At 70.7% G+C, this 25,076-nt stretch carries 23 protein-coding genes; 13 read left to right on the top strand and 10 right to left on the bottom strand.

Features of this window, described 5'->3' with window-relative positions:
* Positions 1–202: 202 nt before the first annotated feature.
* The 3 genes from ACTWQI_RS25520 to ACTWQI_RS25510 all read left to right on the top strand — a co-directional run bounded on the left by ACTWQI_RS25520 (position 203) and on the right by ACTWQI_RS25510 (position 3,695).
* On the top strand, positions 203–1,618 hold the full coding sequence (locus tag ACTWQI_RS25520) for a transcriptional regulator (RefSeq protein ID WP_443274084.1): 1,416 nt from the start codon (positions 203–205) through the stop codon (positions 1,616–1,618).
* A gap of 228 nt (positions 1,619–1,846) precedes the next feature.
* Positions 1,847–2,140 (top strand): hypothetical protein, encoded by a 294-nt coding sequence (locus ACTWQI_RS25515; RefSeq protein WP_443274083.1) that lies wholly within the window; start codon positions 1,847–1,849, stop codon positions 2,138–2,140.
* Positions 2,141–2,201: 61 nt separating this feature from the next.
* The gene (locus tag ACTWQI_RS25510; protein ID WP_443274082.1) at positions 2,202–3,695 is read left to right on the top strand and encodes a S8 family serine peptidase; all 1,494 of its coding nucleotides are present in this window, start codon (positions 2,202–2,204) and stop codon (positions 3,693–3,695) included.
* Between the two features lie 80 nt (positions 3,696–3,775).
* On the opposite strand, the gene ACTWQI_RS25505 is transcribed toward ACTWQI_RS25510, so the two are convergent.
* The gene (locus ACTWQI_RS25505; protein ID WP_443274081.1) at positions 3,776–4,546 is read right to left on the bottom strand and encodes an SDR family NAD(P)-dependent oxidoreductase; all 771 of its coding nucleotides are present in this window, start codon (positions 4,544–4,546) and stop codon (positions 3,776–3,778) included.
* A gap of 347 nt (positions 4,547–4,893) precedes the next feature.
* Here ACTWQI_RS25505 and ACTWQI_RS25500 point away from each other — a divergent pair, with 347 nt between their 5' ends.
* The gene (locus ACTWQI_RS25500; protein ID WP_443274080.1) at positions 4,894–6,438 is read left to right on the top strand and encodes a hypothetical protein; all 1,545 of its coding nucleotides are present in this window, start codon (positions 4,894–4,896) and stop codon (positions 6,436–6,438) included.
* Positions 6,439–6,495: 57 nt separating this feature from the next.
* Here the strand turns inward: ACTWQI_RS25500 and ACTWQI_RS25495 are convergent, their stop codons facing one another.
* The gene (locus tag ACTWQI_RS25495; RefSeq protein ID WP_443274079.1) at positions 6,496–7,815 is read right to left on the bottom strand and encodes an ABC transporter substrate-binding protein; all 1,320 of its coding nucleotides are present in this window, start codon (positions 7,813–7,815) and stop codon (positions 6,496–6,498) included.
* Positions 7,816–7,987: 172 nt separating this feature from the next.
* On the opposite strand from ACTWQI_RS25495, the gene ACTWQI_RS25490 reads away from it, so the two are divergent.
* On the top strand, positions 7,988–8,434 hold the full coding sequence (locus ACTWQI_RS25490) for an SCO4402 family protein (protein WP_443274078.1): 447 nt from the start codon (positions 7,988–7,990) through the stop codon (positions 8,432–8,434).
* Positions 8,435–8,465: 31 nt separating this feature from the next.
* Positions 8,466–9,350 carry a formyltetrahydrofolate deformylase gene (gene purU, locus ACTWQI_RS25485; protein WP_443274077.1) on the top strand — a complete coding sequence of 295 codons (885 nt, stop codon included), beginning with the start codon at positions 8,466–8,468 and terminating at the stop codon, positions 9,348–9,350.
* Positions 9,351–9,562: 212 nt separating this feature from the next.
* Here purU and ACTWQI_RS25480 read toward each other — a convergent pair whose 3' ends face one another.
* From ACTWQI_RS25480 to ACTWQI_RS25460, 5 genes are all read right to left on the bottom strand, one after another.
* A complete protein-coding gene (locus ACTWQI_RS25480) occupies positions 9,563–10,720 on the bottom strand; it encodes a hypothetical protein (protein ID WP_443274076.1) in 1,158 nt (385 codons plus the stop codon).
* Between the two features lie 29 nt (positions 10,721–10,749).
* Complete coding sequence (locus ACTWQI_RS25475; protein WP_443274075.1) at positions 10,750–11,502, bottom strand: dioxygenase family protein; 753 nt, start codon at positions 11,500–11,502, stop codon at positions 10,750–10,752.
* 223 nt (positions 11,503–11,725) lie between these two features.
* On the bottom strand, positions 11,726–14,134 hold the full coding sequence (locus ACTWQI_RS25470) for an ATP-binding protein (RefSeq protein WP_443274074.1): 2,409 nt from the start codon (positions 14,132–14,134) through the stop codon (positions 11,726–11,728).
* A 149-nt stretch (positions 14,135–14,283) separates the two neighbouring features.
* Positions 14,284–15,702, bottom strand: a complete 1,419-nt coding sequence (locus tag ACTWQI_RS25465; protein WP_443274073.1) for a zf-HC2 domain-containing protein — start codon at positions 15,700–15,702, stop codon at positions 14,284–14,286.
* The gene (locus ACTWQI_RS25460; RefSeq protein WP_443274072.1) at positions 15,699–16,277 is read right to left on the bottom strand and encodes a sigma-70 family RNA polymerase sigma factor; all 579 of its coding nucleotides are present in this window, start codon (positions 16,275–16,277) and stop codon (positions 15,699–15,701) included. Before ACTWQI_RS25460 ends, ACTWQI_RS25465 begins: the two co-directional genes overlap by 4 nt.
* A 310-nt stretch (positions 16,278–16,587) precedes the next feature.
* Here ACTWQI_RS25460 and ACTWQI_RS25455 point away from each other — a divergent pair, with 310 nt between their 5' ends.
* Entirely contained in the window at positions 16,588–16,962 is a 375-nt protein-coding gene (locus ACTWQI_RS25455; protein WP_443274071.1) for an STAS domain-containing protein, read from the top strand.
* Between the two features lie 65 nt (positions 16,963–17,027).
* On the opposite strand, the gene ACTWQI_RS25450 is transcribed toward ACTWQI_RS25455, so the two are convergent.
* Positions 17,028–17,501: a hypothetical protein gene (locus ACTWQI_RS25450; protein WP_443274070.1), complete on the bottom strand. Its 474-nt coding sequence runs from the start codon at positions 17,499–17,501 to the stop codon at positions 17,028–17,030.
* A gap of 126 nt (positions 17,502–17,627) precedes the next feature.
* Between ACTWQI_RS25450 and hemC the strand changes: the two genes are divergently transcribed.
* Positions 17,628–18,563 carry a hydroxymethylbilane synthase gene (hemC, locus tag ACTWQI_RS25445; RefSeq protein ID WP_443274069.1) on the top strand — a complete coding sequence of 312 codons (936 nt, stop codon included), beginning with the start codon at positions 17,628–17,630 and terminating at the stop codon, positions 18,561–18,563.
* Positions 18,564–18,591: 28 nt separating this feature from the next.
* Here the strand turns inward: hemC and ACTWQI_RS25440 are convergent, their stop codons facing one another.
* Complete coding sequence (locus ACTWQI_RS25440) at positions 18,592–19,032, bottom strand: ATP-binding protein (RefSeq protein WP_443274068.1); 441 nt, start codon at positions 19,030–19,032, stop codon at positions 18,592–18,594.
* Between the two features lie 81 nt (positions 19,033–19,113).
* On the opposite strand from ACTWQI_RS25440, the gene ACTWQI_RS25435 reads away from it, so the two are divergent.
* The 3 genes from ACTWQI_RS25435 to ACTWQI_RS25425 are packed head-to-tail and all read left to right on the top strand — an operon-like array spanning position 19,114 to position 20,749.
* A complete protein-coding gene (locus ACTWQI_RS25435; RefSeq protein WP_443274067.1) occupies positions 19,114–19,923 on the top strand; it encodes a helix-turn-helix domain-containing protein in 810 nt (269 codons plus the stop codon).
* Entirely contained in the window at positions 19,920–20,192 is a 273-nt protein-coding gene (locus tag ACTWQI_RS25430) for a DUF397 domain-containing protein (RefSeq protein ID WP_443274066.1), read from the top strand. The genes ACTWQI_RS25435 and ACTWQI_RS25430 overlap by 4 nt, the downstream gene beginning before the upstream one ends.
* 35 nt (positions 20,193–20,227) lie before the next feature.
* A complete protein-coding gene (locus ACTWQI_RS25425; RefSeq protein ID WP_443274065.1) occupies positions 20,228–20,749 on the top strand; it encodes an EF-hand domain-containing protein in 522 nt (173 codons plus the stop codon).
* Positions 20,750–20,946: 197 nt separating this feature from the next.
* Here the strand turns inward: ACTWQI_RS25425 and ACTWQI_RS25420 are convergent, their stop codons facing one another.
* Positions 20,947–22,590 (bottom strand): class I adenylate-forming enzyme family protein, encoded by a 1,644-nt coding sequence (locus ACTWQI_RS25420; RefSeq protein WP_443274064.1) that lies wholly within the window; start codon positions 22,588–22,590, stop codon positions 20,947–20,949.
* Between the two features lie 129 nt (positions 22,591–22,719).
* On the opposite strand from ACTWQI_RS25420, the gene ACTWQI_RS25415 reads away from it, so the two are divergent.
* Both ACTWQI_RS25415 and ACTWQI_RS25410 read left to right on the top strand, forming a co-directional pair.
* Positions 22,720–23,910 carry an amidohydrolase family protein gene (locus ACTWQI_RS25415; protein WP_443274063.1) on the top strand — a complete coding sequence of 397 codons (1,191 nt, stop codon included), beginning with the start codon at positions 22,720–22,722 and terminating at the stop codon, positions 23,908–23,910.
* Positions 23,910–25,070, top strand: a complete 1,161-nt coding sequence (locus ACTWQI_RS25410) for an acyl-CoA dehydrogenase (RefSeq protein ID WP_443274062.1) — start codon at positions 23,910–23,912, stop codon at positions 25,068–25,070. Before ACTWQI_RS25415 ends, ACTWQI_RS25410 begins: the two co-directional genes overlap by 1 nt.
* The last annotated feature ends 6 nt before the right edge of the window (positions 25,071–25,076 follow it).

Raw genomic sequence — 25,076 nt, 5'->3', positions numbered from 1 at the left:
GGGGCGCACGGGTGCACGGGCGGGGGCGCGCACGCGGACGGCCGGTCAATGGCGGGTAGTCCGTACTGCGGCACCTTGCGCACGAGTCATCGGGATGTCACCGCTTCATGTCCAAGAAGACTGTGAACAGACGAAATACCAGGTATTCGCGACATGGCGGCGGGGCAGAGATCACTTGCGTCGACAAAGGGGGGTAGTGCCCATGGCCGCCAGGCCACTCGTAGCGCGTCAGCCCAACGAACGGCTGCAGGCGCTCATTCAGGAAGCCGCCTGCTCCAACGCCGGTCTGGCCCGCCGAGTCAACATGTGCGGCGCCGAGCACGGCCTCGATCTGCGCTACGACAAGACGTCCGTCGCCCGCTGGCTGCGCGGGCAGCAGCCGCGCGGGCGGGCGCCCGCGATCATCGCCGAGGCGCTGGGCCGCAAGCTGGGGCGGACGGTCACGATCGACGAGATCGGGATGGCCAACGGCAAGAACCTCGCCTCCGGCGTCGGGCTCCAGTTCTCGCCCACTGTGGTCGGCGCCATCGAGCAGGTCTGCGAGCTGTGGCGGAGCGACGTGGGGCGGCGGGACTTTCTGAGCGGCTCCACGGTGGCGGCGTCGGCGCTCGTCGAGCCGAGCCGCGACTGGCTCATCACGGGTGCGGACGCACAGGTCGCGCGGACGACGGGGGCGAGGGTCGGGCGCTCGGACGTCGAGGCCGTACGGGCCATGACGGATGCGCTCGTCGAACTGGACCACCGCTTCGGGAGCGGGCACGTACGGCCGGTGGTCGTGCACTACCTGAACAGTGTCGTCTCCGGGCTGCTGGCCGGGTCGTACCGGGAGTCGGTGGGGCGTGAACTCTTCTCGGCCGTCTCGCGGCTGACCGAGCTGGCGGGCTACATGGCTGTCGACACCGGCCAGCCCGGCCTGGCGCAGCGGTACTACATCCAGGCGCTACGGCTCGCGCAGGCGGCAGGGGACCGGGGGTACGGGGGGTACGTCCTGGCGGCCGGGATGAGTCATCTCGCGGCGTCCCTGGGAAACCCGCGCGAGATCGCACAGTTGGCGCGGGCCGCACAGGAGGGAGCACGGGGGCAGGTGCCACCGCGGGCGCAGGCGATGTTCTACGCGGCGGAGGCGCGCGGGCATGCCCTGATGGGAGACGCGCGGGCGTTCCAGGTGGTGGCGGGACGGGCGGTCACGGCGATGGACCGGGCGGGGGAACCGGCGCCGGCATCCGGCGGCGGTTCGGGGTCGGGGTCGGGGGACGACCCGGTGTGGATCGCTCACTTCAACCATGCGTATCTGGCCGACGAGTTGGCTCACTGCCACCGCGACCTCGGCCAGGCGGACGCCGCCCGACGGCAGGCGGAGGAGGCGCTGGCGGGACACCCCGCGTCGCGCGCCCGGCGGCGTGCGATCGGGCTGGTGCTGCTGGCGACGGCGCAGGTGCAGCAGCGCGAGATCGAGCTGGCGTGCCATACGGGGGCGCGTGCGCTGGAGATCCTGGGCGGTCTGCGCTCGAACCGTGGCTCGGAATACCTGGAGGACCTGCAGCAGCGGCTGGATCCCTTCCGGGACGAGCCGGTGGTCCGTGAGTTCGGAGCGCGCCTGGACGCCCAGGCGGCGTAGTCCTCCGCGGACGCGGTGCCCCGCCGAGCCCTGGCGCAGTCGCCGTTGATCAGCCGCTCGGATCGGTAGCGGCCCGGCCTGCACAACCGGCGCCGAAGCACTCCGGGGTCATTGGGCTGGGCCGCTTCAGAGGTGATCTCAACGGTCACCCGTTCGGCCTAGACCTGTTTGTGGCATTTGTCACCCGAAGGGAGTATCGCAGGGGAAAGGCAGTCGGGAGAGAACCTGATGGTACGTGGGCCGAGCAATGCTCCCCGGGAGGACTTCTTCGAGGCCGTAGCCGAGCTGCGACCCCAGGGGACTGCGGACGCCGTGATCGCGTGGTGTGCCGAGCACGGTATCGATGCCGTGCCCGCGGCGGCGGGTGCGCTCCTCACCGGTCGGCGTCAGCGGTTCGAGGACGCGTTCGGCGAGCGGCTGCCGGACCGTTCACACTCCTACACCCTGCCGGTTCCGCAAGAACTGCAGGAGGTCGTGGAGCGCCTGACCGTACTGCCGGTCCCTCACCTGCACCACCCTTGACGCCCCGTCCGCCGGGCGGGTGCGTCCTCGGTGTGCCCGCGAACTTCCCCTTGGAGGAGAGATGACCTTGCCGACCTTCGTGAAAGACGGGCAACAACCTGCGCCGGATACGGTGTTCGGCTACATCTCCGCTCAGTCACAAGGGCCGGAGCCCATGACCCAAGCGAGCGCGCTCGACTCGACCAGGCCGTTCCACGCCCGTACCGAGAGCACGCTCAGCGACGCGCAGCAGCAGGCGCGGGATGTTGGACTGACCGTGACCGCCCAAAGCCGACTGGGATTCACCGTCTGCGGCCCGCCCGCGGCCTACGAGCAGCTGACCGGCGGCCAGATCCAGTCCTACGAGGTGCTGCAACGGGTGCAGACGGGACGGGAGCGCTACGTCACCCACCTCGACATCACCGGCCCCCAGCAGCCCGAAGACCTCGGGGTCGGCGCAGCGCCAGGCACCGACGCCATCGAAGCCGTCGTGCTGGAGCAGCCCCGTACACCCCACCGCCTGTTTCCCCCGGCGCAGCCGCCGAACGTCGCCAAGCACCACCTGAGGGTTCCTGGCGATGTGGCCATGCTGCTCGGTGCCACCCGCGCACACCAGGACGGCGAGGTGGGTGCCGGCGTGCAGGTCGCCATGGTGGACACCGGGCAGTACGCGCACACCTATTTCGCGATGCACCGCTACCACGTCGACCCCGCCGTCGCCGTCGAGCCCGGGACCAACCCTGCGGAGGACCCCGTCGGCCACGGCACCGGCGAATCGGCGAACGTCTTCGCCGTGGCGCCCGGCTGCACGCTCAAGCCCTACCGCGCCAGCAACTGGCGCGGGCTGCTGACCAGCACCATGGCCGGGTTCCTGCGGGCGAAAGGCGACCGTCCGCAGGTGCTCACCAACTCCTGGGGCAGCGATTTCTTGGAGCTCCTGGCACAGCAGCCGCTTCCTGCAGCGTGGCGGGTGTGGGCACTGGAGATCCGCGACGCGGTCGAGCAGGGAATCGTGGTCGTCTTCTCGGCCGGCAACGGCCACTTCGGGGTCGAACCGCAGGTACCCGGGGTCATCTCCGCCGGCGGCGTCTTCGCCAACCCCGGGCTCGAACTGCGGGCGTCGGACTACGCCAGCGGCTACGCGAGCCCATGGTTCCCGGGCGTGACCGTTCCCACCGTCTCCGGCCTGGTGGGCATGCAGCCGCGCGCCCAGTACCTGATGCTCCCCATCCCACCGGGCTGCCAGCTCGACATCGACGAGAGCCAGTTCAGCGACGGGCAGCTTCCGGACCCCGGTGACGGCACACTGCCCGACGACGGATGGGCGCTGTTCTCCGGCACCTCGGCCGCCGCTCCCCAGATTGCCGGCGCGGCCGCAGTGCTCCTGGGCGCCAACCCGCGGCTCACCCCCGGCCAGGTCGCCCAGGCGCTGTCACAGACGGCGATCGACATCACCGCCGGGGCCAACCACCCGAGGTTCAGCCGGCAAGCCCGCCCCGGTCCCGACGAGGCCACGGGGCACGGCTTGATCGATGTCGGCGCTGCCCTCGACTACGTACGGACTCACTTCTCCTGAGCTGCCGACCCGTACGAGCCGCGGCTCGATGAACGCGGGGTCGGGGTGCTGCCGACGGCTCCGGCAGCACCCCGACGGGCCTACGACGATTCAGGGGGTTTCCGGGAGCGGGCCATCTTGGCAGCCACCCTCCGGGGCAGATGCCGCGCCGCCATGGCATACGCCTTGTACTGCCAACCGGTGATGCTGACGGGCCTGTTCCGGCGCAGGTCCTTCAGCGCCTGATCCACCACCGGGTCGGCGTCCAGCCATGCCCAGGACGGCACAGAGCTGACGTCCATGCCCGCCCGCTCCTGGAACTCGGTGCGGGTGAAGCCCGGGCAGAGCGCCAGAACCCGTACCCCGTACGGCGCGAGGTCCACGCGGAGGGATTCGCTGAAGGCCGTGATCCAGGCCTTCGCAGCCCCGTAGGTTCCGGTGGGCAGCAATCCGGCCACGGAGGAGACGTTCACGATGGCCCCACGCCTGCGAGCGGTCATACCGGGGATGGCGGCGTGGCTGAGACGGAGCGGCGCGCGGACCAAGAGATCAAGCATCCGCTCCTCGTCCTCGACCGGGCTGTGGGGAAAGGGCGCGGGCAGCCCGAAGCCCGCGTTGTTCACCAGAATGTCGATCGGGCTCTCTGACATGGCCAGGCGTTCCTCGACGCGGCGGCATTCCGGTGGATCGATGAGGTCGGCCGCCAGCACCTCGACGGTGCTGCCCCATCGCGTCCGTACGTCGGAAGCCTTGCGGTCCAGGCGCTCCTTGTCCCGTGCGACCAGTACGAGATCGCAGCCGGAGGTCGCGAATCGGTCGGCGAATGCCGCCCCGATGCCTGAGGTCGCACCGGTGATCAGAACAGTCGTCATGAACCCTCCTCACACTCGCGCACTGCCTTGCCCTCCTCCTGTCGCTGTGCTCGAACCTACCGGCGGCTGGGACAACCCGATCGCGGGCAGGCGCAATTCCGGTCGCGGCTGGGGGACTTGACGGCGGCGGTGGGGCGAGGGGGTTTCTGGCGGCGTGATGGAGCGGGGTTCGGGCTTGGGCACGTACGGCAACGGGGGGCGAACCTCGGCTGAAGGTCCGGTGGCGCGTGGGGAGACGCGGGCCCGCTCGGTGTCCGGTCGTGGGCAGGGTCATGGCACAGCGCTGGAGCGACCCGGTACCGTGACCGACGCTGTCGTAAGTCCCGCAAAGGTATAGGAGTCCCCCCGTGACGCACAGCGGACAGGGAAACGAGCCGCAGCTCCCTGCGGTCCCGCCCGCGCACGAGGGCGTGGTGCTGCCCGCACATGGTGACCAGTGGACTCCCGAGCAGCAGGCCGCCCCCGCGGCGGGCCAGCCGTGGGGACAGCCCTGGGGGCCGGAGCCCGGGCAGCAGCAGGCCCCGGCGCCGCCACTCTCCGAGTCACCGGCGCAGCCGCTGACGCAGACGCATCATGAGGCGCCTGTGGTGGAGGCGAGAGTGCTCGAGGCGGCCGCTCCGGAGGGGGCGGCTACGGGGACGCCGTGGCACCCGGAGGGGGCGGCGGCTACGGGGACGCCATGGGACCCGGAGGGGGCGGCGGCTACGGGGACGCCATGGGACCACCCTGAGGCGCCCGCCGCGCAGGCGCCGTGGCATCCCGAAGGTACGACGGCGCACGCCCAGCCGCAGCCGTATCCGGAGGTGCCGGCCGGGCAGCCGCAGCCGCAGGCCGCCGCCTCGTTCGACGATGCCCAGGCAACACAGCTCATACCTCCGATATCCGGCGACGGCGGCAGCCCGGTGCCGCCGGAGGCGATGGACCAGGCGACGCAGTTCCTCGGCCGCCGCCCGCTGCCGCCCGAGAACGGCGGACCGGACGCCGAGGCGACGCAGTACATCGCACCGGTCGCCGCCGAGGCCCCCGCGCCCCCGTCCCGTGCTCCCTTCGCGATCCGCCCGGGGATGCCCGGCGACCGGCAGCCCCCTTCCGAGTTCGACGGGCTATTCCGGTCGGAGGGGGCATCTCCCGGCGCTTCCGGCGCCGCTGACGCCACCCAGCAGATCCCACGCTTCGAGCAGCAGCCCGAACACGGCGTGCCCTATGGCGAGCACGAGTCGGACGGCTCCGGCTGGGAAGCCGGCCGTCGGCGCGGCCTTTCACCCGTGGCTCTCGTCGGCATCGTCGTCGCCGGGTGCGCCATCGCCGGTCTCGCGGCCGGTGCCGCGCTCAGCAGTGGCGGGGACGAGGACACGGCCGCCGACAAGCGCTCGGAGACCGCGGCGATCAAGAGCGAGGACGGTGAGAAGGCCGACCCGGCCGCCGACCCCGCCGAGGAGCAGGCCAAGTCCCTCGACGCGCTGCTCGCGGACAGCAACGACAGCCGGGCGACGGTGATCAAGTCGGTCGAGAACATCAAGTCCTGCCGGAACCTCGGCCAGGCCGCCCAGGACCTCCGCGGCGCCGCGAACCAGCGCAATGCGCTCGTGACCCGGCTCCAGAAGATCTCCGTGGACAAGCTTCCCGACCACCAGGCGCTCACGGCGTCCCTGACGAGGGCCTGGAAGGCCTCCGCCGCGGCGGACAACCACTACGCAGCCTGGGCGGACCAGGTCGCGGCAGGCGGCAGGAAGAGCGGCTGCCACAAAGGCCAGGCCCGGTCCACCGGCCAGACGGCCGCAGGCAACAGGGCGAGCGGCGAGGCCACGAAGGCCAAGCAACAATCTGCCGGACTCTGGAACACAATCGCCGGCAAGTACGGCCTCGAGCAGCGGCAGTACACCCAGCTCTGACCCGCCCGGCCCCGCCACCCCACACGCCCCGCGCTCGAAGGCGGGTCGTGCCGTCGCTCAGCCTTCCTGGGGGCGTCCCTCGAGCGTCCGCGAGACGTCCACGAAGCCGTCCCGTGCCGAGACGAGCTGGCCGTCCCGTACCTCCTGGTACGTCACCATCGCGTTGGTGATGCGTGGAAAGCCCCGTACCGCCAGCATGTCCTCGTAGCGCCAGCTCAGTTTCGGTGTCAGGCCGCCGGTGTCGACGCCCTGCTCGCCGATCCCGCCGTCGAGGGCCCGCCGTACGGACGCCGCCGTGACCGCTCCCCCGTCGAGCGACTCGACGGCCGCGCGCAGCACCGAGTACGCGATCCAGGTGGTCTGGACGCCCGGGTCGGCCGGGTCGATGCGGTTGTCGCCGAAGGCGTGCTTGAGGAGGACCTCGCGCAGCGGCTCCCAGCGCGGATCGCTCGCCGGCGGATACCAGCCCGTCACCAGAGCTCCTTCGAGGGGGCTGGCCTTGCCGCCCGTCTGGGTCACCAGCGACTGCTGCACGCTGCCGAGGACCGAGGCGATCTGCACCTGCGGCTTGTCCTCCTGGACGTGGCGGAAGGAGTCGAAGAAGGCTTCGGTGCGGTCCCCGAGCGCCGCGGTGACGCAAGGACCATCGGCCTTCGTGCCCTCGGGGACGGAGGCGGAGAAGTCCGGGTCGGCGCCCGCGCCCGCCAGGGCCGCTTCTGCGTGGGCCGTGTACTGGTTCGCGTCCTCCGGGGCCCGTACGTCCCAGGCCGCGCGCCTCTGGGACTGGACCAGGCCCGCGTTGAGGAGCGAGGGCATCTGGTCCCCGGCGATGGTGTCGGGCCGGACGAGGGAGACCTTCTGGCATTTGCGGGCGAGCTGCCGTCCATTGCCCGCGAGCAGCGAGGCCACCCCGCCGTTGACGGGGTACGACATGGGGCTCGTGAACTCCTCGTCGGTGACGCCGTAGCCACCGATGTAGGGGATGCCCGCCGCCTCGAGCTGGGACATGAACGACCGCCCGTGCTGGCTGTACGAGCCGACGACCGCGACGACGTCCTCGGCGATGGCCCGCCGTGCACAGCGCCCCGCGCCCACTGTGCTGTTCCGCTCATTGCAGGTGAGGACCTTGAGCTCGCGGCCGCCCAAGCCGCCGCGGTCGTTGGTCCAGCGCGCGTAGGCCTCGGCCATGGCGGGCATGCCAGGTCTGTTGGTCGCTTTGGTGCCCTCGGGAGCCCAGGTCATCACCGCGATGGGGTCATCGGATCCCGCGGCCACGCCAGAGAGCGCACCACAGCCGCTGAGCAGTGAAGCAAAGATCGCCGTGGTCGCTGCGGCTATGAACAGGCGAGGGGAGAAGGGGCGTCGCCGTCCGGTCATGCTGCGCAACTCTTCCGGCCGCGCCATAACACGGGAGTGATGCGAAGGTAACGGGAGGTGTCGTGAAGGTGAACAACAGGGGGTGCGCGTGTCACCGTTTGTGAAGAACGTACGATCGGTGACCGTGCAAGGTTCGGACAGGTCTTCCCGTCGAGGCCGCCACTCGACCACCATGGGCGGCATGCCACTCAACGACATGCCGTGGTGGCGCTGGCGCAGCAATGTGCGCTCCGCGCTGCACATGCTCTCCGACCCCGTCTTCCAGCAGGAGTGCTGGCTGGCCGGCCGCGAAGGCTACGGGGACGTCACCGACGCCGTGTACCGGCTGGTCGAGGACACCTGGCTCGACAACTGGTCCGCCGAGAAGTACGTCGGGACGATCTTCCGTGACTCACAGGAGGCGGCCCTCGTCGACGTCGCCGTGCTGCGGGTGCTGCGGATCATGCACCAGGTCGGCGCGGACGCCCAGGTCTCCGCGTATCTGGAGCACCACGGGTGGCCCGAGGCCGTACGGGCCGCGCGGGAGGCGCACGTCCTGCTGGCGACCAACGACGGTGACGACGTGGACACACCGCCGCGCTCCCTCGAGGTGCTCGCGATCATGAAGCGCGCCGTCTGAGGCCCGGCCCGGGTATGCGACGCTAAGGGCCATGAACGAGTCGCAGTCCGCCGCTCCCTCGAAGGCGCCCGAGGAGTACCTCCTCACCCTCTCCTGCCCCGACAGGCAGGGCATCGTGCACGCCGTGTCCAGCTATCTGTTCATGACGGGCTGCAACATCGAGGACAGCCAGCAGTTCGGGGACCGCGACACCGGGCTGTTCTTCATGCGGGTGCACTTCTCGGCCGACGATCCGGTGACGCTGGAGAAGCTGCGGGCCAGCTTCGCTGCCATCGGCGACCGGTTCCGGATGGACTGGCAGATCCACCGGGCCGCGGAGAAGATGCGGATCGTTCTGATGGTCAGCAAGTTCGGGCACTGCCTGAACGATCTGCTGTTCCGTACCCGGATCGGTGCGCTGCCGGTGGAGATCGCCGCCGTGGTCTCGAACCACACCGACTTCGAGGAGCTCGTCTCCTCGTACGGCATTCCCTTCCACCACATTCCGGTGACGAAGGACACCAAGGCCGAGGCGGAGGCGGAGCTGCTGAAGCTCGTCGAGGAGGAGGGCGTCGAGCTGGTCGTGCTCGCCCGCTACATGCAGGTGCTCTCCGACGATCTGTGCAAGGCGCTGGCCGGCCGGATCATCAACATCCACCACTCCTTCCTCCCGAGTTTCAAAGGTGCCAAGCCCTATCACCAGGCCCACGCCCGCGGCGTGAAGCTCATCGGTGCCACGGCGCATTACGTGACCGCGGATCTCGACGAGGGCCCGATCATCGAGCAAGAGGTCGAGCGGGTCGGCCACGAGGTCACGCCGGAGCAGCTGGTGGCGGTCGGCCGCGATGTGGAGTGCCAGGCCCTCGCCCGCGCGGTGAAGTGGCACAGCGAACACCGGGTCCTGCTCAACGGCACCCGCACGGTGGTCTTCGCCTAAGCCCTGTCCGGGCGGCCTAGTGGGCCTTTCCCGCCTTTGCGGCACCGTCTCGGCTCGGGGTGCGTCGCGGTACCGAAGCACTTTCTGACCCGAACCATCGCCCCAGCCACTGCTTCCGGGATCGCCACGCAGGTTGCCCGACAGCGGCGAGCGTGCGGCGGGGGCCCGGCCGGACCACCGCATCGGCCGGGCCCCCGCCCCGTATCCGCTGCTCAGCGGATACGGGTGACCGCCGGGACCAGATCCCCTTCACGGGCGATGCCCACGGCCCAGACCGTGGAGCTGTCCGGCACCGCCTTCGCGCCCCTGACGACGATGCCGGGCGCCGCGGTGTTCTCCCATCGCTGCCCCTTGCCGTCCCAGCGCAGCGCGACGGAGACCGCGCCCTTGCCGCCGATGGCGGTCAGCCCGCCGTCCGCGGTCCGGGCGACCGTGCGCAGCCGGCCGTCGGCCACATCGGGCGTCTCGGCGACCTTCCAGCTCTTGCCGTCCCAGTGGATCGCGAACGGCCGGTCAGCTGCCCCGCTCTCGCTGCTGCCGCCGACGGCCCAGATGTCGTCGCGGGCGAGCGCGGTCACGCCGGTCAGCCAGGTCGCGCTGCCCTGGACGCCCGGCGAGTCGACCTGCTTCCAGGAGGAGCCGTCCCAGTGGAGGACGAGGGAGGTCTGGGGCGCGTCTTCGCCGGTGCCGTACGCCGTGCCCGCGGCCCAGACGTCGTCCGGCGCCACGGCGACGATGCTGCTGAGCTCGCCCTTGCCGACGTCCGGCAGCGTCTGGCGCTGCCACTGCGTGCCGTCCCAGGTCTGGATCGCGGGGACGCCGTTCTTGATGCCGTTCGGAACCGCCCGGCCCGCCACCCAGGCCTTGCCGCCCGCGGCGGTGGCCAGGGCGTCGGGGACGAGCCGTCCGCCCGGGTCCCGGGCCGGCTGGTGGCTGGTCCACTTCGTGCCGTCCCAGTGCGCCGTACCGCTTCCGGCCGCCCAGATGTCGTCGGCCGCGCGGACGGAGAGGGTCTGCGGGAAGCTTCCGTCGGGGAGCTTCGACTCCTGCTTCCAGGAGGTGCCGTCCCAGCGCAGGGCGAGCGCTTCGAGCTCGTCCAGGCTCTTGAGCCGGTAGCCCACGGCCCACGCCTGCTTCTCGCTCAGGGCGTCGACCGCGGTGATGTCCCCCTTCTCGACGGGGACCGGGGTCTGCTGCCAGTTCCCGGCGCGCTGCGCGGAGCGCGTGGCTGCGACCGGCTCCGCCGACGAGCCGGGGGTGTCCACGACCCCGCTCGCGATCAGAGCCGTGCAGACGACGGCCCCCGACAAGGTGGCCAGGCCGGCCACCCACCACTTCTTCCCCGCTGTGCGCGGTGTGCTCACTGCCATGTCGGTTTCCTCGTGTGTCGGCAAGGCTGCTAGGCCGTGGTCGAGATGACGAAGTCGAACGTCCCGGCGTAACGGCCGGTCCCCAGCGACTCGAGGGTGATCGTGCAGGCGCGGTTGAGGAGCCGGTCGCGCGCGTTGAGGGCGGCGAAGTCGCGGCCGTACGCCTTGGTGTCGTCCGGGAAGTACAGCTGGGTGACGAGAATCGGCCCGCCGGGTGCCTGCACCTGCGTGTGGATGTGCGGGGCGCGCTTTCCCCAACGTCCCCAGTAGTCACGGGGGATGATCGTCTCCAGCTCGTATGTGCCGCGCGCGGTCGTGCGCTGGTGGCCGCGCAGGGAGAACCCCGCGGTGTCGTAGTCGCCGTTCTGGTCGCACTGCCAGAATTCGATGAGGCAGTCCGGCAGCGGCTTGCAGGCGGTGTCGTACACGACCCCGCGGAGCCGCAGATACACGCCGGTGATCGCCGGGGTGATGAAATTCGTGCGCTCGGGCGACTCGGGCTTGAACAGGGGGCCTTCCGTGGCCGCCGGTGTTTCGTGTCCGGAGCAGGCGGGGGTCACGGCCAGGGGTGCGCTCCGCGGACGCGTCGCGGCCGGCGACGACTCCGAGGCGACCGACTCGTTCACGGAGGCGACACCGGTGGCCGCGAGCGCCACCGAGGTCACGCCCAGGGATCCGGCCCGTATGAAGGACCGACGGGATTTCGGGTCCGGTTCCGCCTCCCCGGGGGGCGTGTTGGGGACGGCAACCTCGGCGTCCGAACGGTTCTTGCTGTGTGGCACGGCAACTCCTCGTGGGGGACCTGTGGGGGGAATCCATGTCTCGGATCAGACCCTTCCGGTTGCTCTCCCGGAGCACATCGACCGGATGATCGAGGACGGTGCTCGAGGACGGCACCGCGTGACGAAATTCCCGCCGGGCGGTCAGGGTTCGCTCGCGCCGCCGTTGGGTCGGGGGCGCGGCGAGGCGCCGCCGTGGACGCGGTCCCCGCCGGGAGGCGAGAGTTCAGCCGACGCCGCGATCGCGTCGGCCGACTGCCCACAGGGCGATCTGCGTGCGGGAGCGCACGCCCAGCTTGTCCCGGATGCTGTTGAGGTGCGTTGCGATGGTGCCGGTGGAGCGCCGCAGCCGTTCCGCTATCTGACGGTTCGTCAATCCTTTGGAGACGAGCAGCGCGATCTGGTGTTCCCGCGCCGTCAGGGGCGAGTCGCCGCCCGGCTGTGCGAGGCCGGGCGCGGTGTCCGGGGCGCGCAGCGCGTAGGCCACGAGGCGCTCTCCCCGCAGCGACGTCTCCTCGGTCGCCGCCCGGTTCTGCCCCTCCCGGTCGATACGTGCCCGGGCCCGGTTGACAGCGCCCGCCACCCGCCGCTCCCACTCCGCCTCAGGGCGCATGCCGAGCTGCTCGCGGGCCGCTGCGGCCGAGGCGGCCAGCCGCACCGCCCGCCGCGATTCGCTCCGCCCGGCGGCCACGATGGCGAGACCCTCGACGGGGTAGAGGGCGTGGAAGCTGTCCGCGGGCGCCCTGTGCAGCACCTCGACGAACGCCTCCTCCGCGGTGTCCAGGTCCCCGAGGGCCAGCTGGAGCGCGCCGGTGGTGTGCAGGGCCGCGGCCTGATGGTTCGGCGGAGCCAGCTCGCGCAGGACGGGAAGACACTCCGCCATGAGCCGTCGGGCCTCGGCGAGGGCGTCGGTGTGCAGCAGCGCCCAGGCCAGACGGTGCTGGTGCACGGCCGTCGTCAGCGGGTTGCCGAGGGGGCGGACAAGATCGAGGCACTCGCGGTACACGGCTTCCGCGGCAACGAAGTCCCTCCGGGACAGTCGGGCGACGGCCAGGGCGTCCAACGCGTCGGCCAGCCCGGCGGGACGGTGGCCGTCGGCCCGCTCGACGGCCACCGCCTCCTCGGCGAGGAGCATCCCGTCCTCGTGGTCCCCTTGCATGCACGCGGTCCGCGCCGCCAATGCCAGCGCACCGCTGAGGCACTCCCGGTCCCGTACGGCTGCGGCTCCGGCCGCCAGGGCCCCCGCCAGGACAGTCCGGGCCTCCGTCACCTGCTCCTGGTGGCGGCGGAGCCGGGCCAGCCCCACGGCGAGCCTCAGATGCCGGTCGCCGCCCTCATCGGCGGTCCATTGGACGGCGGATGCGAGGTTCGCCTCCTCGATCTCCAGCCGCTCCGCCAGCTCGTCGCCCGCCGGCGCCAACGGGGTGCCGGGCCCGACCAGCGCGGCCAGCCAGGCGACCGCGCGGTCCCGTGCCGCGTCCAGCTCGCCGGCGGACCGGAGGAGGCCGAGCGCGTATGCCCGGATGGGGCTCAACTGGCGGAAACGCGCGGTGTCCGGGGAGCCGGGAGCCCGTACGACCAGGGACTTCTCCTCCAGCGCGCACAGCAGACGCAGTACGTCGTCCGGCTCCACGCCTTCCGCGTCTTCCTCGTCGTCCGCGGCGCAGACCGCCCGGGCTCCCTCGGGACTGAAGCCGCCGGCCAGTATCGACAGCCGACGGAAGACGGCCTGCTCGTCCGGGTCCAGCAGCGTATGACTCCACTCCACCGCCGCCCCCAGCTCGCGGTGGCGCACGGGCCCGGTGCGGAAGCCGTCCGCCAGCAGCGTCAGCTGGTCGTCCAGGCCGGCGAGGATGTGGGGCAGAGGCAGAGAACCGGCCCGGCGCGCCGCCAGCTCTATCGCCAGCGGCAGCCCGTCGAGCCGGCGGCAGATCTCCGCGACCGTCCGCGCGTTGCTCGGTGTCAGGGCGAAGTCGGGTTCGCAGGCCCGTGCCCGGTCCACGAACAGCCCGACGGCGTCCGAGTGCCGGAGCGAGGCGAGATCCCCGCCCGAGCCGGGCGGTGGCAGCGTGAGCTCGCCCACCCGGAAGACCACTTCACCCGGTACGCGCAGCGGCTCCCGGCTCGTGGCCACGATGCGCAGACCGGGGCAGCGCTGCAGCAGCTCGGCGGACAGCCGTGCGCACGGCTCGATCAGATGCTCGCAGTTGTCCAGGACCAACAGCACCCCGGAGTTGCTCAGCGTCCGCACCAGCGATTCGAGGATCGGGTGGCCGCCTCGTTCCGCGACGCCCAGCGCGACCGCCGTGAACGGGACCAGCCGACCGCCGTCCTGCAGCGAGTCCAGCTCCACCAGGCGGGCGGGCGCGCCCCGGCCGCCGACCCTGCCGCCCACCAGCTCCCGTGCCAGTCGCGTCTTGCCGACACCGCCCGGCCCGACCAGGGTCAGTAGACGGGAGGAGCGCAGCAGGGACCGTAACCTGGTCAACTCGCGCTTGCGGCCGACGAACCCGTCGAGCGCCGTCGGTAACTCTCCGCGCGGCGGCGGTCCAGCCTGCGGCTCGGCCTGGTCTCCCGCCCCTGCTTCTGCCTGCGGCCCGCCGGGTGGCCGGGCGTCGTCCGCAGGTGCCGCCACCGTCCTCCGCGACGCCGCGCGGCGACGGAAGGCGCGCTGCCGGCATGCGGGCGAACAGTACTTCGCAGGACGACCCGGCTTCGTGCGTCCCGCCTCGGTCCGGGCTCCGCACATCTCGCAGGTTCGCATCATGCCCCGGTGCCCGACGGCTACAGGCGCGAGAGGGAGGCCGTGGCCGAGAGCACGTCGCGGATGGCCTCGCGATCGCCCTCCTGCCCCGCGGCCGCTTCCTCGGGCGTCACATGACCCGACGCCAGCCGGCAGAACTCGGACCCGTCCAGCGCCACATGGGCCACCGCCTGGTCCGGCGAGCCCACCGCCGCTGGTGAGTCCAGCGCGATGTACCAGTGCCCGCCGCCGCTGCCCTCCACCTCGAGGTGGAGCGAACGCCCCGGCGCCCCCGCGGCCACCAGAGTGCGCGGCGGACCCGCAAGGCCCGTTCGCCGCCGCCCCGCCAGTGCATCGGGCAGCAACCGGACCGCCAGGTCGATCATGCGGTTGAGATGCCCGCCGGCCGGCGGCTCGTACGGATAGTCCACCGCCTCCGCGATGTCCCCGGCGTGTACCCAGCACTCGAAGGCACGGTCCAGGAACGCGTCGCGCAGCGGAAGCCGGAAGGCGCCGTATCGCACGCCCAGTTCCCCGACGCCGCGCCCCGCGAAGGCGGCCGTACGGATCAGGGTGTGCGCCTGGTCGCGCCACACCTCCCGGATCGAACCGGGCGGCTCGGGCAGTTCCGAGCTCCAGTACGCCTCGGTCCGCGTCTCCGGCGTCGCCGCCGGCGGTTCGTCCGAGCCGGCCGGCGTGAGCGCTCCGAGCGGGTCGGGGAGGCCGAGGGCGGTGGTGACGATGCCGTCCACGACCATCAGGTGCCCCAGCACTCCGGCGACGGTCGCCTCCCGCTCCATCTCGTGGTCGCCCTCGAACCAGCGCAGCCGGACCGGCGCACGCCACTCCGACTCGCCCATGTCACGCAGCAGTGCGTCCAGCCGGGCCGTCTCCGCGTCGTACGGCTCCGCCCACTCGGGCACCGGGATACGCGCGGGCCTGCGCCCCAGGCAGCCGGCCAGCACGCGAGAGCGGAGCAGCGGATCCAGGTCCAGGGTTTCCTCCCGCTGCAGCAGACCGACCGCGTCCCGCAGTCGTACGGCCTCCTCTGCGCACGGTGCGCAGTCCGTGAGATGCGCTTCGACGGCAGCGGTCTCTTCGGCCGAGCAGGCCGACAACGCCCACGCACCCAGCAGCGACTTCAGCACTCTGTGGCTATATGTGGGGATTTGATACTCAATGCCTGCTTTGTCTGGAATGGCAGGCGGGGAGGGAAGCGGAACCGGAGACTTTCGCGGAAGCGGGGTTGGAGCGGGCAGCGGCCCGCGGTCCTCGGCCGCCGATCGGGGAGGTGGTATGCGGGGGCGTCCGGAGCCGTCGGGTCCGTCGGAGGCGCGCCCGCTTCCGTTCCCGCCCCCGTTCCCCGGCCCCTTGCCGGAATCACTCCCCGCTCCGCCGCCGGGCCCGCTCCAGGCCCCGTCCTCCGGATCGGGCCGGTCGGTCCCGAACGAGCCGCTCACAACGCCCTCCCGTATCCGGGTGGGGACGCCGAGCGAGTGTCGCTGTGCGCGGTGGACAGCAACTGAAGTCCCAATCGCAGCCTGCGTCGCGCCTCGTCCTCCGTCACTCCCAGGTCGGCGGCGGTCTGGCGGTAGTCGCGGCGCTCGAAGTACGCGAGCTCGAGCGCGGCACGCAGCGGTGCGGGCATGGAGGTCCTGATGTAATCGGCTCGGGCCGCGGTGGAGGCCTCGCGGACCTTCTCCTCGACCTCGTCGGGCGTGACCCTCCCACCCTCCCCTATCAGCTCCGACTCCGCCTCCCGAAGACGGTGGACGGCCTGGCGGTGAGTGAGCGTGGCGACCCAGGAGCGGAACGAACCCAGCTTGGGGTCGTACGCGTCGGGGTTCTCCCAGATGTAGCCGAACACCTCGCGGGTCACGCGGTCGGCCTTGTCTTCGTCGCCGAGCACCCGGTGGGCGAGACTGTGGACAAGTGACGCAAACCGGTCGTACAGCTCACCAAGCGCAGCTGCCTCACCGCGCGCCAGTCGTTGCTGCATCTTCCGGTCCCAACGGGGTGGTGCGTCATTCGCCATCCAGGCCCCCAACCCTGTTCTGCCTGCCTCGGGGTACCAACCGTCACATCGAATGTAATGGTCGACACGGAGAACGCACGCCCCTTTGCGGCAATGTGTACCGCTCGGACCGCTCCGGGTGATATGGATCCGGTCACTTTGACTGTATTCCCCAAGACGTGGATCCGCCGGATGCGTAGGGTCTTGGGCAGCGGCGCACCGAGACGCGTGTTTCAGGGGGTAACAGCCGGGCAGCCGAGGCAGGAAGGACTGCTTCCGCTTAGGGATCGCACAGCGGGCGCAGCGGACGGAGCGAAGGGACGTCGGGCGCGTGACCTTGAAAGTGGTGGAGTGCGAGCAAGGGGAGTGGGCCATCGTTCAGGTTTCGGGCGAAATGGACCTGGTGACTTCTCCCTCAGTACGGCAGCACGTGCACGACGCGGTGGCCGAGGGGCGCCGCAGCCTGGTGCTGGACCTCTCCGGCGTCCGGTTCTGCGACTCCAGCGGCGTCGGCGTTCTCATCGCCGCCCGTCGGCTGATGCGCTCCTGCCAGGGCCGATTGCGGCTCATCCTCCCGGCCCGCGGCGCGGAGGACGGCTCCCATGTGAACCGCGTTCTCGCCGCGCTCGGCGTCCGCCGTCTCTTCGAGGTCTACCCGGACGTCGCCTCGGCCGTGGACGAGACCACGAGCCCGCTCTCGGCGTAGCCGCAGTCGCTCGCCGCTTGGCCGGTCGATCCCGTCGTCGCCGACTGTGTATCCGGTCGACGTCCTCAGCCGACATGGCGTTTGGCGGCGGCCACGAATTCGCGTATCAAGGCCCGCGTGGCCGTCCGCTGGGCTTTGAGGTCCGCACGGTCCTTCGCTTTGTGCAGCTTGGTCACCCGCTTGAGAGCCGCCTCCGCCCGCTCGACGAGCTCGGGGTCGTCAGTGAGCATCTCCACTCGGAACAGGGCTTCCTGGGCCTGCGAACCCAGCTCGTACGATCTCGCCAGCACCTGGGTCTCGTCCTCGCCGATGCTCTTCTCGGGCTCGTGCTCGTAGCACCACCGATCGATCAGGCTGCGCCGGTAGTTCAGCAGCGCGCCCGCGTACATGCTGTAGGCGTCCAGCCGCTCCTGCCGTAATCGTTCGTTCCGCGTGAACTGTTCGTTCCGTCGGCTTGCCCGCTGCTGGAACGAATGCGTCAACCCCGAGCCAAAAAGGGTGCCGAGCACCGCTATCACGCTTGCCGCGACTGCCTCCACAGATCCAGTGGATCATGCGATCAAGCACTCGCACCACGCCGCCTTTCGCCAATTCGCACGCCGGTCGGCGGAATGATCCCCGGGCCTTCGGCGGAGCAACGCATGCGACGGACCTAGGGTGTACGCATGTCCGTCCCCGAGCTGATCCGCATCGTCTCTCGCTCGTCGCCCATGGCCCTCGCCCAGGTGGAGCGTGTCCGTTCCGAGCTGTCCGCCCTCCACCCGGGTATCCGTACCGAGGTCGTGCCCGTCACCACCGTCGGCGACCGGTGGATGGGCGACCTCGCGAAGCTGGGCGGAAAAGGGGCATTCACCAAGGAGGTCGACGCCACGCTGCTCGCCGGCGAGGCCGACCTCGCGGTGCACTGCGTCAAGGACGTGCCCGCGGACCGCCCGCTGCCGGCGGGTACGACCTTCGCGGCGTTCCTCAAACGCGACGACATCCGCGACGCGTTGGTGCACCCGGACGGACTCACGCTGGACGAGCTGCCCGCAGGCACCCGGATCGGCACCTCCTCGGTTCGCAGGGTCGCGCAGCTCGCCAGCTCCCACCCGCACCTGGAGTACGTACCGATGCGCGGCAACGCCAACCGCCGCCTGGAGAAACTGGCCGCGGGAGAGGCCGACGCGCTGCTCCTCGCCGTCTCCGGGCTGGAGCGCATCGGCCGTACGGACGTCATCAGCGAGATTCTGTCGGTGGACGCGATGTGTCCGCCCATCGGCGCCGGAATCCTCGCCCTGCAGTGCCGCGAGGACGACACCGAGACGATCGACGCGGTCAGCGGGCTCGGTGACCCCGACGCCTTCAGGGAGGCGACGGCAGAGCGGATGTTCCTACACGTCCTCCAGGGCCACTGCAACTCGCCGATCGCCGGATACGCGAGGGCGGAGCGGGGCGGCGGACTGTCGCTCCGGGCCCGGGTCTTCACCCCGGACGGCAAGACGGTGCTCGACGCGCACGAGTGGGCGGGCCCGCTCGACCCTGCGACTCTCGGCACGTCGGTCGCAGTGGCGTTGCTGCGCCAGGGCGCCCGCGACTTGATCGACGGCATCGCCCATTGAGTCACGCCCCGGTTGATGCAGGTGCGTGTCACGCGACCGCGAACTCGCACCACACCACCTTTCCGCGCACCGGCCGCGCGTAGTGCCCCCAGTCCTTCCCGAGCGCGGTCACGATCGTCAGCCCGCGTCCGCCGTCGCCCTCCGGGTCGGGGACCGGGACGCGACCGCTGGGCCAGCGCGGAGACGTACGGCTCGGGTCGCCGACCTCCACGCGCAGGCGGTTGTCGCTCAGCCACAACGCGAGCGCGATCACTCCTCGGGTGCAGCCACAGGCGCAGGTGGCGTGCCGTACGGCGTTGGTGACCAGCTCCGCGGCCACCAACTCGGCGTCGGCGGCCAGTTCGCCGTCGCCGAGCCCCCACGTGCCAAGCACGTCCCGGACGTGACGGCGGGCCTGACGTGTCGCGAGCGCGGCGTGGGGGAGCGGCAATCGGCTGATGTGCAGGCCGCGTTGAGTTGCGTGATTCACGGCACCAGTGTCAGAGGCGGTGGCTACTCTCGGCTATGAGTTGGTCGCTGACAGCGTTGGCTGTCGAACGAGGGGGTAGCCATGCCGAATCCGAATGAACTCGACCCGAGCGGATCTCCACTCGCCTTCTTCGGCTCGGAGGTACGCCTCCACCGCGAGAGCGCGGAGATGTCCCAGAACGAGCTAGGCAAGGCCTTCTACTGCTCAGGAGCGCTGGTCGGCTACATCGAGACGGCGAAGCGCTTCCCGACGCACGAGTTCGCGGAGTCCTGCGACAAGATCTTCAAGACGGACGGCTCGTTCGAGCGGCTCTGGCAGCTGGTTGCGCGCCTGCCACTGCCGTCGTGGTTCCGCGAGTACCCAGAGTTCGAGGCGGCGGCGACGGCGATCCGCACGTATCAGGCGCAGACGCTCTACGGCCTGCTGCAGACCGAGGACTTCGCCCGCGCGCTACTGCGTACGGGCCGCCACCAGGACTTGGAGGCCATGGTCGCGGCGCGGATGAAGCGCCAGCGTATCCTCGAGCGGCCGGACGCCCCCGAGATCTGGGTGGTCCTCGACGAGGCGGTGCTGCGCCGCCGCTTCACCCACGCCGATGTGATGCGGGCCCAACTGCAGCGGCTGTTGGACTACCGCTACGACCCGAAGATGGTCATCCAGATCCTGCCCTTCAGCGCAGGGAGCCCGACCTGGCTGGATGGGTCGTTCAACCTCCTCACCATGGATGAGGGCGCGGACTTCGTCTACAGCGAAGGTGTCGGAACCGCTCACGTTATGGCTCATCCGGACGAGTTCAAGCAGGCTGCGTTTCGATATGATCTTTTGCGGGCCGCCGCGCTCTCGCCAGAGGATTCGGCGGACCTGATTGCCTCACTCCTGGAGGAGCTATGAGCAGCAACTGGCGCAAGTCGAGCTACAGCAGTGCTCAGGGCGGCGACTGCATCGAGTGCGCCCCACTCGCGGGCGCGATGTGGAGCAAGTCGAACTACAGCGACAGCCAGGGTGGCGAATGCGTCGAGTTCGCGGCGCTCAAGGAGGCCGAGGCCGCCGTCGCAGTCCGCGACTCGAAGGACCCCGACGGGCCCCGGCTGCACTTCTCGGCTGACGCGTGGAACGCGTTCCTGAGCTTCGCGGCTGCCTCGGACGTACGTACTATCTGAGCCGGTCACCCGAGAGGAAACGTGAGGCGCGACCCGTGGACAGAGCCGAGTACGAGCGCAAGATCAGCCGCCGTTTCGCCACCTTCGACCAGGACGGCAACGGCTTCATCTCCCGCGAGGACTTCCACGCGGCCGCCGCTGCTCTGCTCAAGGAGTTCGACAAGCCCGCCAGGTCCATTCAGGGACAGGCTCTGCACGAGGGCGCCGAGGCGTTCTGGCAGGGGATGGCCGGGATAGCAGACCGGGACGGTGACCAGCGGATCACCCGCGACGAGTTCGTCAACGGTGCCGTGAAGCGGCTGCGGGACAACCCGGGGCGGTTCGCCGAGATCGCGCGCCCCTTTTTCCACGCGGCGATCGCCGTCGCGCACAGCGACGCCGGCAGCGAGCTGACCCCCGAGGAGGCGGCGAGGGTGGCCAGGATCCTGGGCGTCCCGGAGGACATCTCCGGCAAGGTGGCGGCCGTGCTGGACGCCGACGGGGACGGCCGGATCACCGAGGACCAGGTCGTGAGCGCCTTCGCGGCGTACTACACGACCGATGAGCCCGACGTCTGACCTGCCCCACCGGACGGCGGGAAGGGGGTGTGGCGGGATGCCCCCGCAGGGCGGCGTGCTTCACGGCGGGAAGCCGAAGAAACCAGCCGCACGCAAGCCGCCACGAGGTGGGGGCACCTCCCAGCGGTAGCTGGGGGCGTATCCCCGCGCACCCGACCCACCTGCGTCGGGTGGCAGACCCACCCCTGGTGGGGCGTTCACGCCCCGCCAAACTGCTCCCGGAGTTTGTACTTGAGGACCTTCCGCAGCGTCTCGTTGCGCGGCAGCGTCTCGACCAGTTCCAGCCGCTCCGGGAGCTTGTGGACTGACAGCCCCGTCGCCCGCAGATGCTCGGTGACCGCGTCCAGCGTCAGTGGCTCGGCGCCCTCCGACTGCTCGATGACCGCGCAGACGATTTCGCCGCGCTCGGCGTCCGGCAGGCCGATGACGGCGACGTCGCCGACGTCCGGGTGCTCGTAGAGCAGTTCCTCGATCTCCTTCGCCGAGATGTTCTCGCCCTTGCGGATGATGACGTCCTTGAGTCGCCCCGTGAGGACCAGATGGCTGTCCTCCCGGACGTATCCCAGGTCGCCGGTCCTGAAGAACCCCTCCGCGTCGAACGCTGCTGCAGTCTGGGCCGGGTCCGTGTAGCCACAGCAGACGGCCTCGCCCCGTAGCCGTACCTCGCCGTCGACGATCCGGATCTCCATTTCCTTGGGTGCTCGGCCCTCCGTGTGAGCGAGTTGTTCGTCGGTGTCGTCGGGCGAGCCCATCGTGATCATCGGGGCCTCGGTCATGCCGTAGCCGTGCGTGAGCCGACAGCCCAACTCCGCCCCCACCTCGTGAAACAGCTCCGGCGGCTTCGGCGCCCCGCCGCCCGCCAGCAGCCGCAGCGAGGGGATCAGTTTGCGTGACGGGTCCTTGCGCTGTTCGTTCAGGAACATCGAATAGAAGGCGGTGGAGCCGCCTGCGACGGTGACTCCGTGGCGCCGGTAGGCGTCCAGGGAACCGGGCAGCGCGAACTGCTCGAGCAGCACGGCCGGGAACCCGTAGAGCATCAGCATCACCAGATAGTCCGGCCCGCCGATGTGCGCGTACGGGAAGGCTATCGAGCCGACGTCGGAGGTCGTGAGCCGCAGCGCATGCCCCAGGCATGAGCCGCCCGCGATCAGGCTGCGGTCGGTGTGCAGAACACCCTTCGGGTCGGAGGTGGTGCCCGAGGTCCAGTAGATCCAGCGGACCTGGTGGCCGTCCTCCGGAGCCGGGGGTGGGGGCAGGACGGCGGGATCCCCGTCCGGGAGGGTGTCGTACGCGTCGATCAGGACCAGCGGTTCGCCGCCCTCGCGGGCGAGACGGCGGGCCATCGCCGCGTAGTCGAAGCCGCGCCACTCGCCCGGTACGGCGAAGAACCGCGCCCCGGCGGTGCGCAGTGCGAAGCCGACCTCACGGCCCCGGTAGATCGGGATGATCGGGCTCTGCACGGCGCCGAGGCGGGCGAGCGCCATCGACAGGATCACTGTCTCGATACGGGTGGGGAGCTGCCAGGCGACCCTGCTGCCGGGCCGTACGCCGAGTGCGTACAGGCCTGCGGCGGTCCGCTCGGCGCGGGTGCGCAGCTCCCCGAAGGTCAGGCGGCGGTCTTCGCTCGCGGTGTCGGCGGCCTGGAGGAGCGCGGGTGCGTCAGGCGTCAGCGCCGCTCGCCGCTCGACGAGTTCCCAGAGGGTGTCCGACGTGCCCAGTGCGTGAGCGGGGTGGGTTCCGTCGTGGCGGCCGTCCGGCACGGGTTCGCCGACGGCCGTCGCGCCGGCCTGCCGGCTCTCGAGCGCCGTCGGCTCTGTCCTGGAAGCACCGCGGTTGTCCATGGCGAACCGCCCTCTCAAGACCTGATGGGTCGTCAGACAGGCTGGAAGCGTAAGGCGGTGCGCCTTGTCGGTCCAGGGGGTGCGAGCTAGCCTCCTTAGCTGACGGGCCATCAGAAAAGAGGGAAGACGATGGAGCTGCCTCGGATCATCAGCGTCGACGATCACGTGATCGAGCCCGCGCACCTTTTCGAGACCTGGCTGCCTGCCAAGTATCGGGACCGCGGCCCCAAGCCGATGACTGCCGGCATCGGAGAGCTGGCGTACGTGGGAGGGAAGTACGTCATCACCATGGACCCCGACGGTCCGCCGACCGACTGGTGGATCTACGAGGACCTGAAGTTCCCGTACAAGCGGAACATCGCGGCCGTGGGCTTCGACCGGGACGAGATGACGCTGGAGGGCATCACGCGGGAGGAGATGCGGCGGGGCTGCTGGGATCCGAAGGCCAGGCTGGAGGACATGGACCTCAATCACGTCGAGGGCTCGCTGTGCTTCCCAACCTTTCCCCGGTTCTGTGGCCAGACTTTCGCCGAGGCCAAGGACAAGGAGGTCGCGCTGGCCTGCGTGCGCGCGTACAACGACTGGATGGTGGAGGAGTGGTGCGGCGACAGCGGGGGCCGCCTCATCCCGCTGTGCCTCATCCCGCTCTGGGACATCGAGCTCGCTGTCGCGGAGATCCAGCGGAACGCCGCGCGCGGCGTGAAGGCCGTGACCTTCAGCGAGATCCCGACCTACCTCGGGCTGCCGAGCATCCACTCCGGCTACTGGGACCCGTTCTTCGCCGCGTGCCAGGAGACCGGGACGGTCGTGAACATGCACATCGGCTCGTCCTCGCAGATGCCCGCCGCGTCGCCCGACGCGCCCCCGGCCGTCCAGGCCTCGCTCAGCTTCAACAACGCGATGGCGTCGATGATGGACTTCCTCTTCAGCGGCGTCCTGGTGAAGTTCCCGCGGCTCAAGCTGGCGTACAGCGAGGGGCAGATGGGCTGGATTCCGTACGCCCTGGAGCGGGCCGACGACGTATGGGAGGAGCACCGGGCGTGGGGCGGGGTGCGGGATCTGATCCCCGAGCCCCCGTCGACGTACTACTACCGGCAGATCTTCTGCTGCTTCTTCCGCGACAAGCACGGGGTGGCGTCGCTGGACGTCGTCGGGCGCGACAACGCGACCTTCGAGACCGACTATCCGCATGTGGACTCGACCTTCCCGCACACCAAGGAGGTAGCGCTCGATCATGTGAAGGGCCTCGACGACGAGACCGTCTACAAGCTAATGCGCGGGAACGCCATCCGGATGCTGGACCTGGATCTCGACCGCTGATGGATCTCACGTACAGCGAGGAGGAGGAAGCGTTCCGGCGTGAGCTGCGGGCGTGGCTGGCCGAGGTGCTGCCGAAGCTGCCTGCGAAGCCCGACGCTGGTGACTGGCCCGCGCGCCGGGCCTACGACCTGGGCTGGCAGCGGGCGTTGTACGACGCCGGGTACGCGGGACTGCACTGGCCCGAGGACGCGGGCGGGCGGGGTGCGACCCCCACCCAGCACCTGATCTTCCTGGAGGAGACGGAACGGGCGGGTGCGCCGTACGTGGGCGCCAACTTCGTGGGGCTGCTGCACGCAGGCCCGACGATCGCCGCCGTGGGGACTCAGGAGCAGCGGCGGCGCTGGCTGCCGCCCATCCTGCGCGGCGAGGAGGTCTGGTGCCAGGGGTTCAGCGAGCCCGGCGCCGGCTCGGACCTGGCCGCGCTGCGGACGCGGGCGGTGCGGGACGGGGACTGCTATGTGGTGAGCGGCACGAAGCTGTGGACCTCGCATGCGGAGGTCGCCGACTGGTGCGAGCTGCTGGTGCGTACCGACCCCGACGCGCCGAAGCACCGGGGCATCTCCTGGCTGGCGATGCCGATGGACGCGGACGGGGTGACGGTGCGGCCGCTGCGGACGCTCGCCGGGTCGGAGGAGTTCGCGGAGGTCTTCTTGGACGAGGTGCGGGTGCCGGTGTCGTACCGGGTCGGGGAGGAGAACGACGGGTGGCGGGTCACCATGGTCACCCTGTCCTTCGAGCGGGGCACCGCCTTCGTGGGCGAGGTCGTCGCCTGCCGGCGGGTGCTCGGTGAACTCGCGGATACGGCGCGGGCGAACGGCCGGTGGGACGACGCGGTGCTGCGGCGCCGCCTGGGGCGGCTGAACGCCGAGTTCGCCGCCCTCTGGCGGCTCACGCAGTGGAATGTGAGCGAGGCGCAGCACGCGGGCGCGGGCGTGCCGGGGGTCGGCGGGTCGGTGTTCAAACTGCGCTATTCGCATGCGCGGCAGGAGCTGTACGACGCGGCGGCCGAGGTGCTGGGGGCGGCAGGGGCCGTGGACACCGACCACGCGTGGATTGCGGACCGGCTGTCATCGCTCTCGTACACGATCGCGGCGGGCACCTCGCAGATCCAGCGCGACATCGTCGCCGAGCGGCTTCTCGGTCTGCCGAAGGGGCGGTGAGCGGCG

It is taken from the genome of Streptomyces sp. KR80 (genome assembly GCF_052245555.1).
GTDB lineage: Bacteria > Actinomycetota > Actinomycetes > Streptomycetales > Streptomycetaceae > Streptomyces.
This window is presented reverse-complemented; position numbering and strand designations above follow the sequence as displayed.

Bases quoted from the DNA above. Each gene is read 5' to 3' on its own strand.
- ACTWQI_RS25520 (WP_443274084.1), top strand. From the start codon at position 203: ATGGCCGCCAGGCCACTCGTAGCGCGTCAGCCCAACGAACGGCTGCAG.
- ACTWQI_RS25515 (WP_443274083.1), top strand. From the start codon at position 1,847: ATGGTACGTGGGCCGAGCAATGCTCCCCGGGAGGACTTCTTCGAGGCC.
- ACTWQI_RS25510 (WP_443274082.1), top strand. From the start codon at position 2,202: ATGACCTTGCCGACCTTCGTGAAAGACGGGCAACAACCTGCGCCGGAT.
- ACTWQI_RS25505 (WP_443274081.1), bottom strand. From the start codon at position 4,546: ATGACGACTGTTCTGATCACCGGTGCGACCTCAGGCATCGGGGCGGCA.
- ACTWQI_RS25495 (WP_443274079.1), bottom strand. From the start codon at position 7,815: ATGACCGGACGGCGACGCCCCTTCTCCCCTCGCCTGTTCATAGCCGCA.
- ACTWQI_RS25490 (WP_443274078.1), top strand. From the start codon at position 7,988: ATGGGCGGCATGCCACTCAACGACATGCCGTGGTGGCGCTGGCGCAGC.
- purU (WP_443274077.1), top strand. From the start codon at position 8,466: ATGAACGAGTCGCAGTCCGCCGCTCCCTCGAAGGCGCCCGAGGAGTAC.
- ACTWQI_RS25480 (WP_443274076.1), bottom strand. From the start codon at position 10,720: ATGGCAGTGAGCACACCGCGCACAGCGGGGAAGAAGTGGTGGGTGGCC.
- ACTWQI_RS25460 (WP_443274072.1), bottom strand. From the start codon at position 16,277: ATGGCGAATGACGCACCACCCCGTTGGGACCGGAAGATGCAGCAACGA.
- hemC (WP_443274069.1), top strand. From the start codon at position 17,628: ATGTCCGTCCCCGAGCTGATCCGCATCGTCTCTCGCTCGTCGCCCATG.
- ACTWQI_RS25435 (WP_443274067.1), top strand. From the start codon at position 19,114: ATGCCGAATCCGAATGAACTCGACCCGAGCGGATCTCCACTCGCCTTC.
- ACTWQI_RS25430 (WP_443274066.1), top strand. From the start codon at position 19,920: ATGAGCAGCAACTGGCGCAAGTCGAGCTACAGCAGTGCTCAGGGCGGC.
- ACTWQI_RS25420 (WP_443274064.1), bottom strand. From the start codon at position 22,590: ATGGACAACCGCGGTGCTTCCAGGACAGAGCCGACGGCGCTCGAGAGC.
- ACTWQI_RS25415 (WP_443274063.1), top strand. From the start codon at position 22,720: ATGGAGCTGCCTCGGATCATCAGCGTCGACGATCACGTGATCGAGCCC.
- ACTWQI_RS25410 (WP_443274062.1), top strand. From the start codon at position 23,910: ATGGATCTCACGTACAGCGAGGAGGAGGAAGCGTTCCGGCGTGAGCTG.